Source organism: Paracidovorax sp. MALMAid1276 (assembly GCF_049198005.1).
Taxonomy (GTDB): Bacteria; Pseudomonadota; Gammaproteobacteria; order Burkholderiales; family Burkholderiaceae_C; genus Acidovorax.
On the sequence record NZ_JBMIRS010000101.1, the window covers coordinates 1 to 995 of the forward strand.

The 995-nt window shown below is 63.7% G+C and carries 2 protein-coding genes; both read right to left on the reverse strand.

The genetic code is table 11. The features are described 5' to 3' along the window. Positions 1-96: 96 nt before the first annotated feature. Positions 97-537, reverse strand: a complete 441-nt coding sequence (locus tag ACOQFS_RS06840) for a CBS domain-containing protein (protein ID WP_421562151.1) — start codon at positions 535-537, stop codon at positions 97-99. A 150-nt stretch (positions 538-687) separates the two neighbouring features. Next, positions 688-995 (reverse strand): hypothetical protein (locus ACOQFS_RS06845; protein WP_421562152.1); only part of this gene is annotated, 308 nt, incomplete at its 5' end.

Here is a 995-nt window from a genome sequence, read left to right on the forward strand (position 1 = left end):
GGCCGCCCCGCCGCGCCGGGGGCGTCCCCCTTCCCGAATGGCGCAGCCATTCGAGAGAAGGGGGAAGGCGCGCAGCGCCTCAGGGGGTTGCACCCCTCAATGCGTTCCAGTGATGTAGTGCTCCAGCTGCTCGATGATGAATTTCTGCTCGGAGATGATGTCCTTCACCAGGTCGCCGATGGAGATCATGCCCACGAGCTTGCCGTGGCTGTCCACCACCGGCAGGTGGCGCAGGCGGCCGGTGCTCATGATCTGCATGCACTGCTCGCTGGTCTGGTCGGGCCGCACAAAGCGCACGGCCGACGTCATCACGTCGCGCACCTGCGTGGCCGCCGACGTGCGGCCCATCAACGCAATCTTGCGGGCGTAGTCCCGCTCGGTGAAGATGCCCGCGATGGCCTCCCCCTCCACCACGAGGACGGCACCGATCCCCCGGTCGGCCATGAGCTGCAAGGCATCCAGCACGGACGCCGAGGGCGCGACGGTGTGAACGGCGGAGTCCGGTTTGGACTGAAGAATCTTGGCAACAACGGTCATGCAAGCCTCCCTCTGAACACCTGAAACAGGCACAGGGACATTTCAGCCCATTCGCTGCGCCAGCGCAAGCCACGCAAAGCCTGACCTGTTGCGCCGGCTGCGCCTGCTGCCCCTGCGCGCGCGTTGCCGCCGTGCGTGCGGCTGGCGGTTTCACGCCCCGATTCCCCCCAAGCAACTGCGCCAGCGCAGGCGCTCTTCGAAGCGATTGTTTCTCGCCTGTTGCACAGCCCGCCAAGCGAAACAAACCGAAAAGAACCGAAACCACGGCGAGACGACGCCCTGCAACGCCGCAAGCACCATAGCGGACATGTTCAACGCGCATTGCAAACAGTCTTCGGCCCAACGGCCGGTGGTGCCGCAAAAACACCCCAGGATTGTTTCCAATACCGGAACAGTTAGTTTGCGACTCGATAGTTTTTCTGTGAACAGCCGCGGCGTACAGTTCATCCCATCGATGA

What these genes read in the sequence shown, in the direction of transcription:
- ACOQFS_RS06840 (WP_421562151.1), bottom strand. Translation starts at nt 537, where the DNA reads ATGACCGTTGTTGCCAAGATTCTTCAGTCCAAACCGGACTCCGCCGTT.